Genomic DNA, 17,163 nt, shown 5'->3' with positions numbered 1-17,163 from the left:
TGGATCGAGAAACCCCAGATCGTAGGGCTCTGGGTTCTGGTCAAGCCACATCAGGGCATCTCCGGCCCAGACCTGGGCATTGCGGGCGTCAAGCTGCTTGAGATTGTCTTTCAGTTGAAACGCAGCCTTCGCGTGCTTTTCAAGGAAAATGACCTCTTTTGCGCCTCTGGAAAGCGCTTCAAACCCAAGCGCTCCACTGCCAGCAAACGCGTCGAGTACCCGAGCCCCCTCAATATCAGATTGCAGCCAGTTAAACACGGTCTCGCGAACACGGTCCATGGTAGGGCGCAGGCCATCAATTGCGGGAAAGCGCAGTCGGCGAGAACGCCACTGGCCACCGATAATGCGTAATTGGTGATGAGATTGTCGGCTCACTCAGAGCTCCGTGGTGCAGATGAATTCGCTTCTGTAAGACACTGCGCAAACGCTTCTGGTTCAGTGCGTTGCGATACGGCAAGTGCCTGATACAGTTGGAGAAAATACTCCTCAGACCGCTGATGGTAGGCAAGTTCTGCAGCAATGTCGATGGCCGAAACCGGGTTCAGCCACTCGCGCCGCAGGCGTTTAATTTCGTTCTCCCGGAAGCTTGCCCATGCTTCTCTGCTTGGGGCAGGTTTGCTCCCCGAAGCGGCGGGTTGTGCTACGCCCGCGCCGCGCTCCCGGTTCCACCATAAAGCGCCTGCTGCATGTGCTTGCTGACAAGCAGAGGTTTCTTTCTCAGGCGTGTCGGGTGTTGTCAGAGAAAGTTTCTGAATAATAAACGAAGCAGCCTGCTGCATTTCAACGTCGGTCAGCGGGCCTTGCAGAGCGAGTCCTGCAGGACGCGGTGCTGCTATTGGGGTGATTTGGGTTGCGAGATGAGACGCCCACTCACTCGCGGGAACCTGAGTCCTGAATGCGTAGTGATCTTCGCCGGTAATGGATATCTGCAGACTGGACGATGCCGTGGCCTGCCAGTAGACAGGGACACCTTTATTGCTATGCCACAGGTGCCAGCCGGTATCTGCCAGCGGTGGGGCGTCTAAAGGTTCGAGGGGGGAGTCTTCACTGGTGGTAAAACTCAGATTGATGACCGTGATGATAAGGAGGCAGCCGATGATAAGAGCATTCAGGGTGCGACGGCTTAATCCATGGAACATCTAAGGAGAACTCCCTGTAAACAACTCATAGTGTTAGGATAGCACCCCATCAGCGCACATGCGCCCATCCTGACTGATCAGATTCAGAGACGCCGATGTTTGATTTTTTTAAACGTAAGAAGAAAAGCCCTGAGAATGCTCAGCCTGCAGACCAGCAGGCACCCCAACAGGTAGAAGAAACGAATGATGTAGCGGAAGCTTCCGAGGCTGCCAATCTGGTACCGGAGGCGCCGCTGGTTCAATCGGATGCTCCGGTCAGTGAAACTGAGGAGATCCTTCAGAAGGCTGTGGAGCCCGTTCCAGAACCAGTGACAGAGGCTGCTCCGGAAAAAGAAGAGCCTTCAGAGCCTGAGATCAAAGCAGAGGTTGCAGCATCGCAGATTGCTGCTGATGATATTGCAGTCGAGCCAGAAGAAATAGCCGATCCAGACGTGATGGTACCGGTGCCTGAAAAAGCCAAAGACGAGAAGAAAGGCTTCTTCGGGCGCATGGCGGCAGGCCTGAGCAAGACACGCTCTAACCTGACCGATGGCCTCTCGACTCTGCTGCTGGGCAAAAAAGAAATCGACGACGACATGATGGAAGATCTGGAAACCCAGCTCATCATGGCCGACGTAGGTGTCGAAGCGACGACCGAAATTATCGACCGTCTTACCAAGCGTGTGGGTCGTAAAGAATTGCGTGATTCAGACGCATTGTACGAGGCTCTGATTGAAGAACTTCAGGACATGCTCGCGGTGTCGCAGAAGCCACTGGTGATCGACAGCAGCAAAAAGCCGTACGTGATTCTGATGGTCGGTATCAATGGCGTGGGTAAAACGACGACGATTGGCAAGCTTGCGAAGCAGTTTCAGGCGCGCGGCAAGAGCGTTATGCTGGCGGCGGGTGACACTTTCCGTGCTGCTGCAGTAGAGCAACTTCAGGTCTGGGGTGAGCGCAATAATGTGCCCGTAGTCGCCCAGCATACCGGTGCGGACTCAGCGTCTGTGCTGTTTGATGCCGTGCAGGCAGCGACGTCCCGGGGCGTCGATATCCTGATTGCCGATACGGCCGGTCGTCTGCACAACAAAGACAACCTGATGCAGGAGCTGGAGAAAGTCGTTCGTGTTATGAAAAAGATCGACGACACCGCGCCGCATGAAGTGATGCTGGTTCTGGATGCGGGTACCGGCCAGAACGCGATTAACCAGACCAAAACCTTCCTACAGTCGGTGGGCGTCACCGGCCTGACGTTGACCAAACTCGATGGTACAGCAAAAGGCGGCATCATCTTCGCACTGGCGAAGCAGTTTGGCCTGCCGGTGCGTTACATCGGTGTCGGTGAGAAAATCGAAGACCTGCGTCCGTTTAATGCGGATGACTTTACCCGGGCGCTGTTCCGGATCAGCGACGACTGACGGATTTTTCTATGCCAATGGTACGCTTCGATGGGGTCAGTAAAAGCTACCCCGGCGGTAAAGAAGCTCTGAGCAAGGTCAGTTTCGAACTGGCGCGCGGTGAGTTCGCATTTCTGACCGGGCACAGTGGCGCCGGTAAAAGTACCTTGCTCAAACTGATGTTGCAGATGGAGCGTCCATCAGAAGGTCAGGTGTTCGTTGACGGTGATTGCGTCAACACCATGAAGAGCTCTCAGGTGCCTTTTCTACGTCGTAAGGTGGGGGTGGTGTTTCAGAATCACCAGCTACTGTTCGATCGCACTGTTTACGATAACGTTGCCATGCCTCTTCTAATTGCGGGTTATCAACCTGCCGAAGCCGCACGCCGGGTTCGTGCCGCCCTCGACTCAGTGGGGTTGCTCGGCTTTGAGCGTCGCAACCCGATTGAACTGTCTGGTGGTGAACAGCAGCGGGTTGGTATCGCCCGCGCTGTGGTCAATAAACCCCAGTTGCTGCTGGCGGATGAGCCGACCGGTAACCTTGATCCTGAGCTTTCTGAAGAAATCATGAAGCTCTTTCTGCGTTTTCAGCAGGTGGGCGTCACCGTGTTGATTGCAACGCACGATATCGCCCTGATTGAGCGGATGGGCCATCGGCGCCTGATTCTGGATCACGGCACTCTTCACGACAGCGGTCCGCGCGCTGGTTTTGAGCGGGGTGACCATGTCCGCACCTGATTCTCCAAAACGCCAGACAGCGAATGCGCCCCGCAAACCTCAGGCAGGCGCCTCAACACACAAAATCAGTCTTAAAGACCGTCTTAATGGCTGGGCCCAGCAACACCAGCTGGTGGCTGTTGAAACCCTGATGCGATTGCTGACGAAACCGCTGGGCAGCATCATGACCTGGCTGGTGATCGCGATTTCACTGACTCTGCCCGGCGCCATGTGGATGACGCTGGATAACCTCAGTCAGCTGAGTAATCGCTTCCAGGCGTCAGGCAGCATGAGCGTTTACCTGAAACCCGCGGTTCGGAATGATCAGGCGCAACAGTTGTTGAGCCGAATTGAAAGCATGGACGGTGTCGCCGATGTACGTTTTATCAGCGCGGATGAGGCACTTGCGGAGTTCCGCGCCAGCTCAGGGCTGGGCGAAGCGCTGGACCTGCTGCCCGAGAATCCTTTGCCGGGCGTGATTGTGGTGGAGCCTGAGCTTGCTCTGCCGCAGCAGGACGTGATTGCACTGGCGGATACGCTGCGGAGCGAATCCCGCGTTGATAGTGTGGAGCTGGACACCGCCTGGCTTGATCGCCTGCATGCGCTGCTGGCTTTGAGTGAGCGGATTGTCTGGGTGATGGGCGCCTTACTCGCACTCGGTATCCTGCTGGTGGTCGGTAATACCATTCGTCTGTCGATCGCAGCGCGGGTTGATGAGATTCGTGTGACCAAACTGGTTGGGGCGACGAATGCCTGGGTTCGCAGGCCGTTCCTGTATACCGGTCTCTGGTTTGGCATGGTCGGTGGCCTGGTATCGTGGATACTGCTGGCAATCGGTTGGGCTCTGGTGAGCGGGCCTGTAGAAGATCTCGCTGCACTCTATGGCTCCGAGTATCGCTTGCTGCCTCTTTCTGCAGGCGCTGCACTGGTGCTGTTGCTGGGCGCTATGCTGCTCGGCTGGCTGGGCGCCTGGTGGTCTGTGGTGAGGCATCTGCACCGGATTGAGCCCTGATAGCTGCGTATTACGTGGGTCTTCCGTGAGCTTTACGTTTACCGACACTCTATCGACACAATAGTAAGAGTAATGGCGCTATTATGATCGTATAAAGAACGGTGAATGGCATTGAAGGGAACTTATCCAGCCATTTGCGGTCTTAAATAGTGGTGCTAAACTTAGCGCTCGATTTTGATTATCACGCGTTTGAAAACATGACTTACGAGTGTAATCAGGTCGCTGTAAGTTGCTGATTGAGCAACAGAATTCCTTCAGGAGTGAGAGATGAACAACGGTTTGCAAGCAGTATACGCGATGTCTCCGGGTGCTAACCTGGAAGCCTACATTTCGACTGTTAATGCTATTCCTGTGCTTACGCCAGAAGAAGAGAAAGATCTGGCAGAGCGTTTTCATTATCAAGAAGACCTGGAAGCAGCGCGTCACCTGGTGATGTCGCACATGCGCTTCGTGGTACATATTGCACGTAGCTACTCGGGTTACGGCCTGAACCAGGGCGACCTGATTCAGGAAGGCAACGTCGGTCTGATGAAGGCGGTAAAACGTTTTAACCCTGAGGTGGGCGTACGTCTGGTGTCCTTTGCTGTGCACTGGATCAAAGCAGAGATTCACGAGTTTATTCTGCGCAACTGGCGCATCGTCAAAGTTGCGACCACCAAGGCGCAGCGCAAGCTGTTCTTCAACCTGCGCAGCCAGAAGAAAAAACTGGGCTGGTTGTCTCAGGACGAAGCAACTGCGATTGCAGAAGACCTGGGTGTTGAGACCAAAACGGTATTTGAGATGGAAGGCCGTCTGAATGCGCACGATGCTGCATTTGATGCAGGTGCGGACGACGATGACGAAAGCGCGTACAAGGCGCCTGCTTATTACCTTGAAGACCACAGTCAGGACCCGGCTCAGCTGGTCGAAGCCGATAACTACGAACAGGATGCGAATGGCCGTCTGGCAGACGCGATGGCGGATCTTGATGATCGCAGCCGTACTATCCTGCAGCAGCGTTGGTTGAGCGAAGAGAAAGCAACGCTTCACGAGCTGGCTGATATGTACAAAGTATCTGCTGAGCGCATTCGCCAGCTAGAGAAAAACGCGATGAAGAAGCTGAAGAACGCAATTGGTACTGATCTGGTACTGGCGTAATTATCGCTTCGCAAGATACGTTCGAAAGCCGCTCAATGAGCGGCTTTTTTCTTTGTCTGACGACGAACAATACGAGGCATTGCGGTAATAACCTTGCCTTGTCATAAAAATGTCATATATCGGACCGATACTCTGCAACCCTGTGATTTCCGGGCGCCAAAGGTGCTTCGGGCGGGTTACAATCGATCTGAAAATTCCCCGCCGGCTCAGGAGTAAATCTCATGGCTTTTAACGATGCTCAACGCTTTTTCCCGGAAACCCGTATGCGCCGTATGCGCCGGGATGATTTCTCCCGACGACTGATGCGCGAAACCCAGCTCAGTGTCGACAACCTGATCTACCCCATGTTTGTGCTTGAAGGGCATCAGGAGCGTGAGCAAGTGGCATCAATGCCGGGTGTAGATCGCCTGTCGATTGATCTGCTGATTGAAGAGGTTAAACACCTTTATAAACTGGGTATCCCTGCGGTAGCGCTGTTTCCGGTGACGCCGGCGGATGCCAAGTCTGAACTGGCCGAGGAGGCGTTCAACCCGAACGGTCTGGCGCAGCGCGCGGTTCGTGCCATCAAAGATGCCGTGCCAGAGATGGGTGTGATTACCGATGTGGCGCTCGACCCCTTCACGACACACGGCCAGGACGGAATTATCGATGCGGAAGGTTATGTGCTGAATGACCGCACCGTAGACACCCTGGTACGTCAGGCACTGTCTCATGCGGAAGCCGGTGCGGATGTGGTTGCTCCGTCGGACATGATGGACGGTCGTATTGGCGAAGTCCGTGCGGCACTGGAGCAGGAAAACTTTGTGAATACGCGCATCATGGCGTACTCCGCAAAATACGCGTCTGCGTACTATGGGCCGTTCCGGGACGCGGTGGGTTCTGCCGGTAATCTGGGCAAGGCCGACAAGAAAAACTACCAGATGGACCCTGCTAATACGGATGAGGCACTGCATGAAGTGGCGCTTGATCTGGCAGAAGGGGCCGACATGGTCATGGTGAAACCTGGCATGCCGTATCTCGATATTGTCCGCCGGGTGAAAGACGAATTTAAAGTACCTACCTTTGTGTATCAGGTCAGTGGCGAATACGCCATGCATAAGGCCGCGGCACAGCAAGGGTGGCTGGACGACAACGCCGTCATGATGGAATCACTGATGTGCATTAAACGCGCTGGGGCAGATGGAATCCTGACCTACTTCGCGAAACAGTTTGCTGAATTAGGGGACGTCTGATCAGGCGCTATCCTTAAAGCAGGATTTTTAGGTACCCTGATGACAATCGCTGAAAATACACAGACCAAAGCAGAACAGCCGCCGGAGCTATCCATGACGGACGTACAGGATATAGATCTCAACAGCAGTGAGTTTTACATCAACCGTGAACTCAGCCACCTGCAGTTTAATATCCGCGTCTTGGAGCAGGCGCTCGACGAAGCGCATCCTCTGCTCGACCGTTTGTTCTTTCTGTGTATTTTCAGTAAAAACCTCGACGAATTCTTTGAAGTGCGTGTTGCTGATCTGGTTCACCAGCTGACATTTAATCGGGAGCAGTCGGGGATAGATGGTCTGCATCCGGCTCAGGTGCTGGACGAAATCTACTCACTCTGCAGTACCACCGTCGAACGTCAGTATGAAATTCTTAACGACACTCTGCTGCCGCAATTAAAAGAGCAGAATATTCACTTCCTGCGACGTGCTGAGTGGAACGACGAGCAGCGTATCTGGATACGTGATTACTTTGATGACAGTATTCAGCCACTGATCAGTCCGATCGGTCTGGACCCCTCGCACCCGTTCCCACGACTGGTGAACAAAAGCCTGAACTTTATCGTCGCGCTCGATGGCAAAGATGCGTTCGGGCGCCAGACTGGTCTGGCTATCATTCCTGCGCCGCGTTCATTGCCGCGTACTTTGCGCTTACCGGATGAGCTGGTGCAGGAGGGCGGAGATCACTTTGTTTTCCTGTCATCGATTATTCACGAATACGCCGATGAACTCTTTCCGGGGATGACGGTGAAAGGCTGTTACCAGTTCCGTGTAACGCGAAATGCTGACCTGGATATTGACCACGAAGAAACATCCGACCTCGCCTCGGCACTTGAGGACGAACTGCACTCGCGTAATTTCGGTGAAGAAATGCGCTTAGAAGTCGCGGACAACTGCCCTGACGAACTGATCAGCTTTCTGCTGCGCCAGTTCAACCTTGATGAGTCTGACTTATTTAAAGTGAACGGTCCGGTGAACCTTGGTCGCCTGATTGAAGTGATTGATCAGATTAATCGTCCGGATCTTCGTTACCCGCCATTTACGCCGGGGCTGCCGAAAAACGTTAATTTTAAAAAGAGTATTTTCGAGAGTATCCGCGCGAAAGATACTCTGTTGCTGCATCCGTTTGAGTCCTTCACGCCTGTGGTCGACCTGTTACGTGAAGCCGCGAAAGACCCCAGTGTTAAATCGATCAAACAGACGCTATATCGCACCGGTGCTAAATCAGAAATTGTTAATGCATTGGTAGACGCTGCCCGCAACGGTAAAGAAGTCACGGTGGTGATTGAGCTGCGCGCGCGTTTTGATGAAGAAGAAAACCTCTATCTGGCGAACCGCCTTCAGGAGGCGGGTGCCGTCGTCGTGTATGGCGTAGTGGGGTATAAAACCCACGCCAAAATGATGCTGATTGTGCGTAAAGAGGGCAATCAGTATCGCCGCTATGTACATCTGGGCACGGGCAATTATCACGCAGGGAATGCGCGGGCGTATACCGACTACAGCTTTATGACCTGCGATGATTCAATCTGCGAAGATGTTCATAAAGTGTTCCAGCAATTAACCGGCATGGGCGAAGTCATGCGGGTGAAAAAGCTGTTTCATGCGCCCTTTACTCTGCATAAGCGTTTAATTCAGCTGATTGATCGTGAGCGTGAACATGCGGATGCCGGCAAGCCTGCATTAATTCGCATGAAAGCCAACGGCCTGACCGAACCTAAAGTGATCCGTGCTTTGTATCGTGCGTCTCAGTCGGGGGTCAAAGTCGAATTGATTATTCGTGGTATGTGCAGCCTGCGCCCGGGTATTCCGGGGGTGTCTGAAAATATCGAAGTCCGCTCAATTATCGGCCGTTTTCTGGAGCATACGCGTGTGTATTACTTCCTTAATGGCGGTAACGATGAGATTTATGCGGGCAGTGCCGACCTGATGGAGCGTAATCTGTTGCGTCGGGTTGAAACCGCGTTTCCGGTAGAGACCAATAAGATCAAAGAGCGGATGAAAGAAGAGCTTGAGATCTATGTGAAAGACAACACCCAGGCCTGGGTTCTGCAGACTGACGGCTCTTATGTCCGGGCGCAGCCGGGGCCTGACGATGAGACCATTTCTGCACAAAGCTGGTTGCTCGATAAACTGGCGGCGAGTAGCGGTACGCCAAGCGCAAGCTGATCCGGAACACAGGCAAATAAAAAACGGGGCATTGCCCCGTTTTTTTTTGTGCTTTTTGGACTCTCGTGTTCCGGGCTTTCGTTTTCTGGGCTTCTGGCTCAGGCTATGGTGAGCACCAATCCGGCAGCTTTCTGCAATTCAACTTCCTCTTCCATATCCTGAGACGTCAGCGGGAAGCTATCCTGCCAGCCTTCGGGGAGCTTCAGCAGCAGAGTATCCTTGTCGATGCTTGCCTCAGGCAGAGGTACGTCGTAGGCCTCGCGGCTGTGATTAAGCACGATGGCCACGCGCAGAATACGTATCAACCAGAGAGCGATGGTTTGCTGTCGGGCGGGCAGTAATTCGAGTTCTTCCGGGTGGATTTTGCGTCGGTGGTTGCGAACCAGCAGGGCCAGTAACATCTGCCCCTGACGGGTAAAACCCAGCATGTCAGAATGTTGTAGCAGATAAGCGCCGTGTTTGTGGAATCCACTGTGAGCGATGCTCAGGCCAATTTCATGGACGCGGGCGGCCCAGCTTAACCATTGGGCGAGCTCTTTGCGTGCGCCAATGTCTTTGCGTATCTGATTGAACAGAGCAAGCGCTGTCGCTTCAACGCGGTCAGCCTGTGCGGTGTCGACATAAAAGCGCTCCTGCATGGAGGCGATAGAGCGGCTACGTACATCTTCATGTTCTGAGCGGCCGACCAGATCCCAGAGTGCGCCCTCGCGCAATGCGCCATCTGAATAGCGCATGTGCTTGATATCCAGCGTCTGAAATACGGCAGTGAGAATCGCCAGACCACCAATAAATACCTGACGACGGTCGGGTTTCACGCCTTCAATGTCGACGTCATCAACGGTTTCGTAATCCAGGCAGTGATCGACTAATTTCTCAAGGCCGTCTGGGGTGATACCTTCATTGCCCCAACCATTACTGATGATGGCTTGTTCGACAGCGCGGATAGTGCCCGAAGAACCGATTTCACTTTTCCAGCCCAGCTTTTTGTACTGGGCCTTAATATTCAGCAGTTCCTGCTGAGCAGCCGACACCGCTTTTTTAAACTGTTTGCGGGTGATCTTTCCATCAGCAAAGAAGCGTTTGGTGAAAGACACACAGCCCATGTGCAGGCTTTCCAGAGCTTTCGCTTCGAAACGTTCACCGATAATAAATTCGGTACTGCCGCCGCCAATGTCGACCACCAGACGCTGACCACCATCGTCTGCCTGAGTGTGTGCAACTCCGAGATAAATGAGGCGGGCTTCTTCACGGCCAGCGATGACCTCGACGGGGTAGCCCAGCACTTCCTCAGCGCGATCAATAAACTCACGACGGTTACGGGCAGCGCGCAGTGCGTTGGTGGCGAATACCACGATTCTGTCCGGGTCCATGCCCTGAAGGCGCTGACCAAACTGAGCGAGGCAATCGACGCCGCGCTGGATGGCCTCCTCGCTGAGATAGTTCTGATTGTCCAGGCCAGCGGCCAGCTGAACTTTTTCACCGCGTTTTTCCAGAGTACGTATTTCACCCTGAAATTCTTCTGCGATCATCATGTGAAAACTGTTTGATCCGAGATCGACAGCGGCAATACGGCTGGATTCGACCTCTGCTGAATACTGCTCTGACATAACTATCTGTTTCCAATAACCCTATGATGAATATGCCTTCCGGCGTCTCTGGCGTCCAGTCGAATAATCCAATTGATTCCGCATCAATGTGGCGTACAATAACCCTTTCTAACTGATTGCACTTTTCTGCAGGGGAATTTCATGAGCGATAACATTATCACCGTAACCGACGATTCATTTGACGCTGACGTGCTGGGTTCAGACGTTCCTGTACTGGTGGACTTCTGGGCGGAGTGGTGTGGCCCTTGCAAAATGATCGCGCCGGTTCTGGAAGAAATCGCCGATGACTACGCAGGTAAGCTGAAAATTGCCAAGTTGAACATTGATGAAAACGAAGCCACTGCGCCTAAGTTTGGTATCCGCAGCATCCCGACTCTGATTCTGTTCAAGAACGGCAACGCTGAAGCGACCAAGATCGGTGCAATGAGCAAGTCTGAACTGGCTGCGTTCATCGAACAGGCGATCTGATCTCCCTGTCAGCTGTATTCCGCACTGCAAATGGGGACAAATGTCCCCGCAGTGCTGGACAACCCCCCTATATCTGTCTATATTGACTCCGCAACATTGAAAGCGGGCCATAGCTCCGATCAACGCTGCCCTCCATGGCGATTCTGCCAGGTTTTCTTCAGATCCAGCATCTATCTAATTCAAATAACCTAACCGTATATACCTATACCTATGAATCTCTCAGACCTGAAACTCAAATCAGTCCCCGAATTGCTGAAAATCGCCGGCGATATGGGAATTGAGCACGTCAGCCGTACCCGTAAACAGGACATCATCTTCGCCATTCTGAAAACCCACGCAAAGAGTGGTGAAGACATCTACGGTGATGGCGTACTGGAGATTCTTCAGGATGGCTTCGGTTTTTTACGCAGTGCGAACAGCTCATATCTGGCCGGACCCGATGACATTTATGTGTCGCCGAGCCAGATCCGTCGCTTTAACCTGCGTAAGGGCGATAAAATCGCCGGTAAAATCCGTCCTCCGAAGGACAACGAGCGTTACTTCGCGCTGTTGAAAGTTAATGAGATTAACGACGACAAGCCAGAAAACGCGAAAAATAAAGTACTGTTTGAAAACCTGACTCCGCTGTTCCCGAACGAACGTCTGATTCTGGAAGCTGGTAACGGCTCTACTGAAGACCTGTCCTCCCGTGTACTGGATCTGGTCGCCCCAATCGGTAAAGGTCAGCGTGGCCTGATCGTTGCGCCACCGAAAGCTGGTAAAACCATGCTGCTGCAGACCATCGCGCAGTCTATTACCCGCAACAACCCGGAGTGTGAGCTGATTGTCCTGCTGATCGACGAACGTCCGGAAGAAGTAACAGAAATGAAGCGTTCTGTACGCGGTGAAGTTGTGGCGTCGACCTTTGATGAGCCGCCAGCCCGTCACGTACAGGTTGCTGAAATGGTCATCGAAAAAGCCAAGCGTCTGGTTGAACACAAACGCGACGTGGTCATTCTGCTTGACTCTATCACCCGTCTGGCCCGCGCTTACAACACCGTTATCCCTTCCTCAGGTAAGGTACTGACCGGTGGTGTCGATGCTAACGCCCTCGAGAAACCAAAGCGTTTCTTCGGTGCGGCACGTAACATCGAAGAAGGTGGCTCTCTGACCATCATCGCGACTGCGCTGGTTGATACTGGTTCTAAAATGGACGAAGTTATCTTCGAAGAATTTAAAGGTACCGGTAATCAGGAACTGCACCTCGACCGTAAGATCGCCGAGAAGCGTATCTACCCTGCGATCAACATCCGTCGTTCAGGCACTCGTCGTGAAGATATGCTGTTCAACGAAGCTGATCTGCAGCGTCTGTGGATTCTGCGTCGCCTGCTGGCTGAAATGGAAGACGTACAGGGCATTGAATTCCTGCTCGATAAACTGCGTCAGACCAAGACCAACGACGAGTTCTTTGATTCGATGCGTAAGGGAAAATAAGTCCTTACTCGCTCAGAAACGCCCGGTCAGCTTTGCTGCCCGGGCGTTTTTATTTGTACTTCTGTTCGACTTTTTCAATCACGTCATTGGCAATCCGAAGGCTTTCGAGAAGATCAAGCAGGTTGTAGTCCAGATTGACGTTAAGATGGGTCTTCTGGCCATCGAAGAAGTCGGGGTTTTTGCCTTCAAACTGTAGTGACAGGTTTAACTGTCCATCCGGCTGATAGCGCACACCTGACTGTAGCTCGTCATACTGAAAATTCTGTAACAGCTTCATTGCCATTCCGACGCTCTGGTCTGCCTGAGCGAGGGCATCGGCACTTTCGTCCTGATATTTGATGGTACCACCCGGGTCCCGGGCGAATAGATTGCCTCCCGGTACCATAGGACCCTCTTTGGTCAGCACAATCGGCAACATACCATCCAGCAAGCCGGTGGCTTTGATACCGGCTTCTTTCTCAATGGCGGCAATCTGACTGAGCTGCAGATGATCAAGACGAACACCGAAGGCATTGACGTCTTTGCGACTGTCATAGTGAATCTCAGGTGCATAGATCCGACCACCCAATAAGTCGGTGTGGATTTCGTAAACATCCACTTCGAAATAGCTGAGATCTTCCGGGAAGCGCGTCTGCGTCCGGGCAAGCAGGTTGGTCAATGGAATACCACTGTCGAGCTTGCTGCCAGACAACTGTGCATCCAGTTGGTATTCGCCCTGCTGCGGGCGGCGCAGGGCAAGCATGGCATTCCATTCTTCGAGGGTGATGCTGTTGTCGTAAATCAGGCCTACGCCATCAGCTCTGAGCATCATATCGGGAGTCAGCTCGAATCCATTTTCGCTGCTTTGCCAGTCCAGCCAGCCTTGTCCTGACAGGTGGCCATTAAGTAGCTGAACGCTGGTCAGGTTGGCCATGTCTGCAAGGCCGAGCGCCATCCAGTCGAGGCTCGCATCGGTCAGATGCCATTGCAGAGAACCATTGCCGGACAGCAGGTCATGCTCAGCCCGGGTGCGGAAATGAATCTCTCCGTTCGCAGCGGTGAGATCAAGTGACGCATCCACTCGTTCACGGATCTCGTCCATCGTGATGGTAACCGGGCCGCTGAGGCTGATGTCCGGTATTGGCCATAGGCCCCAGTCAGAATCATTGAGGCGCGCAGAGAGCGTGCAGTTACCCAGCAGACCGTTTGCAAGGTCCTGAAGGTCGATGTCGCCCGGATCGCAGCCAAGATGTGACGGCGCAAACCGCAGGCGGGCATCCTGTTCTTTCGATATCGCTGTGAAAGGCGCTATTTTCAGGCGCAGGTCTCTGGCTTGTACATGCCGGTTGTCATCAAGGCTGCCTTTGACCATCAGGTTCTGCAATACAGAAACAGTCAGCGGTGATACAGCCCAGCCCTGCCAGGGAGCAATCTCGGTATTGAGAACCAGCCCATCGTCCGAAGCAATCGACCATTGTCCTGTGTCGCTGATTTCTGCATTGAAACGCCCGTTACCTGTCATTTTCCATTCTGGTAACTCCTGCTGTGCCGGCTGTTGATAACTGACTGAGACTGGCAGTGTGATGGAGGACGCCCCCGTTGCTGTCCAGACACCTTCAGGTTCCAGCGTGATACGGGTCGTTGATAACCCAGAGAGCTGCGCGGAGAGCGAGCCTTCGAGTTGGCAGCTGTCAGCGCCAGGAGAGCACGTGGCGGTCAGCGCCTGCCCCGGCGTGGTGGCTTTCCAGTCGCTGAACTGACCGTCAGTGCTGGTTCTGATTGAGGCTGCAATTGGCTGGGTTGCCAACAACAGACTCCAGTCGTCATCTGTTGCTGAGCGCCTGACGGAAAAAGCTACCCCGGCGGGCTGTACCGACATGTTGTCACTGATCACTGACTTGCGTGTGGTCAGCGTGGTGGTCAGGTCTGCTATCAGTTCGTCAGGCCATCGCGCCTGAGCGGGACTGTTGAGCGTTCCTTCTAATAGTACGTTCTGCCCTTTCACCGGAAGGTCAGCCATCTGTGGCAGGCTGTTCTGGATCTTGCTGAGGTCTGCCTCAAGTCTTATGTTGGCATCGCTGGTGTCATCTGTCTGGGTCAGGCCGGCCCAGAGTTGTGCCAGCAAAGCTTCCTGCTGGGAGAGCATTGCGAGGAGTTCAGCATTGCCCTGTTCATTACGTTGCAGCTGTAAATTGACGGTCACTGACTCCTGAATATGCGGCAATCTCAGGTCACCGGAGACTCCCCAGTGGTCAGGCCGGAGAGAGCCTGTCAGGCGGGCAGATATGTCGGGGGTATCGATCTCCAATGTCTGGACCCGGATATCGTCGACCGGCAGTGTCATTAGTTCTGTGATCACAGGCAGGTCAACGTCGAAGCCCGGACTCAGAGTCGATGAAGGCTGCGAAGGAGCGTCATCGACAGCAGTGATATGAACCCGAAGGGTTTCGGCGGTCAGGCTGTCAGCCTTTCCTTGCAGTAAGCCAGTACCGTGGTAATTCAGTTCGGCGTTACGAATCTGAATAAGGACGCCGGGCGCCGGTTGAATGTCCAGCTCATCGACAGCGAATTGCTGGCTCGTCAGGCTGCGTATCTGGAGGTGGCTGCCTGGAGCCACCAGGCGATCAAGAAGCGGAGGAAGCCAGTTGTTCAGCAGAGGAACGATCGAGAAATAGAGCGCCACTATCGCGGCGCCCGTTAGCAAAAGGGCGATCACTATGCCCTGAAACCAGCCTCGCCGGATCAGAGCCGGCGCTTGTTGATCTGATTCCCTGCGCTCACTCATAGCGGCGTATCAGGCTTTCAGGGTTTTAACGCCGTCCTGAGTACCGAGGAGCAGAACGTCCGCGCCACGCTGCGCAAACAGGCCGTTGGTAATGACGCCGGTGATCTGATTGATGTCGGACTCAAGTTGCATCGGTGATTGAATCTTCAGATTATGAACATCAAGGATCTGGCCGCCGTTATCCGTGACCACTCCCTCACGCCAGACCGGGTCACCACCCAGTTTCACCAACTCACGGGCAACGTGTGAACGGGCCATCGGTATGACTTCTACAGGCAATGGAAACGTGCCCATCATGCCGACCATTTTGCTCTCGTCCGCAACACAGATAAATTTCTTTGCGACTGCCGCAACGATCTTTTCGCGGGTCAGAGCAGCACCACCGCCCTTGATCATCTCAAGGTGCTCGTTAATTTCGTCAGCACCATCAATGTAGAAATCCATGCCATCGACGCTGTTCAGGTCGTACACCGGGATACCATGACTTTTCAGGCGCTCAGCCGATGCTTCGGAGCTTGCAACTGCACCGTCGAACAGGTGTTTTACGGCGGCGAGAGCGTCGATAAAACAGTTCGCTGTTGAGCCGGTACCGACGCCAACAATGCTGTCTTCGTCGAGCTGGGGCTTGATGTAATCAACCGCGGCCTGACCAACCGCCTGCTTGAGTTCGTCCTGATTCATAATGTCTGTATCCGGGTGAAATGCTTTCGCGAATTATAAGGCTTCATGCGCTACAATGCGCGTTCGCTCTCGATTTTTTTGGAACAGCGGCATGCTAAACGAATACCTTAAAAAAATACTCTCTTCCCGCGTCTATGACGTTGCTGAAGAGACGCCTGTCCATACTGCAACGTTTCTCAGTGAGCGACTGGAAAACCAGATATGGATTAAACGTGAAGACAAGCAGCCTGTGTATTCGTTCAAAATTCGTGGTGCTTACAACAAGGTTGTGCAGCTGACTGACGAAGAGAAAGCGCGTGGAGTGATCGCTGCATCGGCGGGCAATCACGCTCAGGGTCTGGCGCTGGCTGCGAAAAAGCTTGGCATCAAAGCCGTGATTGTTATGCCGCGGACAACACCTGAAATTAAAGTGAAGTCTGTAAAAGCACGTGGCGCTCGCGTGATTCTGCATGGCGATGCGTTTGATGAAGCTTTTCAGTACTCCCAGAAGCTGGTCGAAGAAAAAGGCTATACCTACATCCATCCGTACGATGACCCGGAGACCATCGCTGGACAGGGAACGGTCGGTATGGAAATCCTGCGGCAGATGCCGGTTCGTCCGGATGCGATCTTTATTCCTGTCGGTGGTGGCGGGCTGATTGCAGGTGTTGCCGCTTACATCAAAGCGCTGGCTCCTGAAATCCGCATCGTAGGGGTTGAGAGCAGTGAATCGGCTTGTCTGGCCGCTGCACTTGCTGCTGGCAGTCGCGTGGTTCTTCCTGAAGTAGGTATCTTCGCCGACGGTGTCGCGGTCGCACAGATTGGAGAAAATACCTGGGAAGTCTGCAAAGACTATGTTGACGAGGTGATCACCTGCACACCGGATGAAATCTGCGCAGCGATCAAAGATACCTTTGATGATACCCGCGCCGTCAGCGAACCTGCCGGAGCCCTGGCGATTGCCGGTCTGAAAAAGTACATCGAGCGTGAGCAGTGTAAGAATAAAAATCTGGTTGCCATCCTCAGCGGTGCCAACGTGAATTTCGATCGTATGCGCTACATCTCGGAAGTTGCTGAGATCGGTGAAGGTCGTGAAGTTATTCTTGCGGTCACCATTCCCGAAGAGCCGGGAAGCTTTCAGCGTTTCTGTAGCCTTCTGGGGAAATCACCAATCACCGAGTTTAACTATCGTTACAGTCGCGATGATGAGGCGCAGATTTACGTCGGCGTAAAAGTCTCTGACGAGCCGGGTTCGCGTAAAGCACTGGTCTCGGACCTTGAGGCTGAGGGCTATACGCTGATGGATATTACCGATGATGAAGTGGCGAAATACCATATCCGTCATATGGTCGGTGGTCACGCACCTGCGTCTGTTACCGA

At 53.5% G+C, this 17,163-nt stretch carries 14 protein-coding genes; 9 read left to right on the top strand and 5 right to left on the bottom strand.

Annotated elements, in window-relative coordinates; translation table 11 throughout:
• The coding region (rsmD, locus tag B2067_RS04395) for a 16S rRNA (guanine(966)-N(2))-methyltransferase RsmD (RefSeq protein ID WP_301387592.1) at window positions 1-375 on the bottom strand (375 nt) is incomplete at its 3' end.
• Entirely contained in the window at window positions 372-1,139 is a 768-nt protein-coding gene (locus B2067_RS04390; RefSeq protein ID WP_301387591.1) for a hypothetical protein, read from the bottom strand. The genes B2067_RS04390 and rsmD, both read right to left, overlap by 4 nt.
• Before the next feature lie 95 nt (window positions 1,140-1,234).
• Here B2067_RS04390 and ftsY point away from each other — a divergent pair, with 95 nt between their 5' ends.
• From ftsY to ppk1, 6 genes are all read left to right on the top strand, one after another.
• Window positions 1,235-2,536, top strand: a complete 1,302-nt coding sequence (gene ftsY, locus B2067_RS04385) for a signal recognition particle-docking protein FtsY (RefSeq protein ID WP_301387590.1) — start codon at window positions 1,235-1,237, stop codon at window positions 2,534-2,536.
• Window positions 2,537-2,553: 17 nt separating this feature from the next.
• The gene (gene ftsE / locus B2067_RS04380; protein ID WP_273092013.1) at window positions 2,554-3,252 is read left to right on the top strand and encodes a cell division ATP-binding protein FtsE; all 699 of its coding nucleotides are present in this window, start codon (window positions 2,554-2,556) and stop codon (window positions 3,250-3,252) included.
• Window positions 3,239-4,243, top strand: coding sequence for a permease-like cell division protein FtsX (gene ftsX, locus B2067_RS04375; RefSeq protein WP_301387588.1), 1,005 nt, complete (start codon window positions 3,239-3,241; stop codon window positions 4,241-4,243). The genes ftsE and ftsX overlap by 14 nt, the downstream gene beginning before the upstream one ends.
• 267 nt (window positions 4,244-4,510) lie before the next feature.
• A complete protein-coding gene (gene rpoH, locus B2067_RS04370; RefSeq protein ID WP_068435996.1) occupies window positions 4,511-5,380 on the top strand; it encodes an RNA polymerase sigma factor RpoH in 870 nt (289 codons plus the stop codon).
• Window positions 5,381-5,601: 221 nt separating this feature from the next.
• Complete coding sequence (gene hemB / locus B2067_RS04365; protein WP_068435997.1) at window positions 5,602-6,612, top strand: porphobilinogen synthase; 1,011 nt, start codon at window positions 5,602-5,604, stop codon at window positions 6,610-6,612.
• Between the two features lie 39 nt (window positions 6,613-6,651).
• A complete protein-coding gene (ppk1, locus tag B2067_RS04360) occupies window positions 6,652-8,811 on the top strand; it encodes a polyphosphate kinase 1 (protein WP_414716525.1) in 2,160 nt (719 codons plus the stop codon).
• Between the two features lie 98 nt (window positions 8,812-8,909).
• Here ppk1 and ppx read toward each other — a convergent pair whose 3' ends face one another.
• Complete coding sequence (gene ppx, locus B2067_RS04355; protein WP_301387586.1) at window positions 8,910-10,418, bottom strand: exopolyphosphatase; 1,509 nt, start codon at window positions 10,416-10,418, stop codon at window positions 8,910-8,912.
• Between the two features lie 141 nt (window positions 10,419-10,559).
• Between ppx and trxA the strand changes: the two genes are divergently transcribed.
• Window positions 10,560-10,886 carry a thioredoxin TrxA gene (trxA, locus tag B2067_RS04350; RefSeq protein ID WP_068436003.1) on the top strand — a complete coding sequence of 109 codons (327 nt, stop codon included), beginning with the start codon at window positions 10,560-10,562 and terminating at the stop codon, window positions 10,884-10,886.
• 210 nt (window positions 10,887-11,096) lie between these two features.
• Entirely contained in the window at window positions 11,097-12,359 is a 1,263-nt protein-coding gene (gene rho, locus B2067_RS04345; protein ID WP_068436005.1) for a transcription termination factor Rho, read from the top strand.
• Window positions 12,360-12,408: 49 nt separating this feature from the next.
• Here the strand turns inward: rho and B2067_RS04340 are convergent, their stop codons facing one another.
• Window positions 12,409-15,123 carry a YdbH domain-containing protein gene (locus B2067_RS04340; protein ID WP_301377881.1) on the bottom strand — a complete coding sequence of 905 codons (2,715 nt, stop codon included), beginning with the start codon at window positions 15,121-15,123 and terminating at the stop codon, window positions 12,409-12,411.
• Window positions 15,124-15,132: 9 nt separating this feature from the next.
• Window positions 15,133-15,804 carry a ribose-5-phosphate isomerase RpiA gene (gene rpiA, locus B2067_RS04335; protein WP_068436010.1) on the bottom strand — a complete coding sequence of 224 codons (672 nt, stop codon included), beginning with the start codon at window positions 15,802-15,804 and terminating at the stop codon, window positions 15,133-15,135.
• Window positions 15,805-15,895: 91 nt separating this feature from the next.
• On the opposite strand from rpiA, the gene ilvA reads away from it, so the two are divergent.
• Window positions 15,896-17,163: threonine ammonia-lyase, biosynthetic (ilvA, locus tag B2067_RS04330; protein ID WP_301387585.1), on the top strand; the 1,268-nt coding region annotated here is incomplete at its 3' end.

Origin of the sequence: Thalassolituus sp. UBA2590, assembly GCF_002339775.1 — a bacterium.
Classification (GTDB): Bacteria; Pseudomonadota; Gammaproteobacteria; order Pseudomonadales; family Oceanobacteraceae; genus Thalassolituus.
Note: the sequence above shows the minus strand (reverse complement) of the source record. Positions and strands in the feature narration are given on the sequence as shown.